The sequence below is a fragment of the Gilliamella sp. B14384G12 genome, from assembly GCF_016101825.1.
GTDB classification, from domain to species: Bacteria; Pseudomonadota; Gammaproteobacteria; order Enterobacterales; family Orbaceae; genus Gilliamella; species Gilliamella apicola_N.
In genome coordinates this window covers 1-267 of the sequence record NZ_JACFPU010000079.1, presented here as the reverse complement: position 1 = coordinate 267, position 267 = coordinate 1, and the positions used below count along the sequence as shown (strand labels likewise).

The 267-nt window shown below is 31.1% G+C and carries 1 protein-coding gene; it reads left to right on the top strand.

Annotated elements, in window-relative coordinates; all coding sequences use genetic code 11:
* A partial coding sequence (locus tag H3S73_RS13740) for a hypothetical protein (RefSeq protein ID WP_198248943.1) occupies window positions 1–267 on the top strand: 267 nt, incomplete at both ends.

Genomic DNA, 267 nt, shown 5'->3' with positions numbered 1-267 from the left:
AATTCTATTTGAATTCCTTTTATTAGCATGGCAAGCAAAATTATTGCTAGATAATAATAAAACTCTGCAAAAAACTAATTTAACACAAGAACAGCGGAGTGAAGCAATGGCAGGACTTATATTTGCTAGCGTATCTATCTCGATTAATACTATAACTTTTATTACTAACTCGGTCGAAAAGTTTGCAAAGATGTCAGGTAACTTTAAAAGTAAAATAATGATAAGCGTTACTAATAAAGCTGTGGCACTATCCGAAAAAACCGTAAT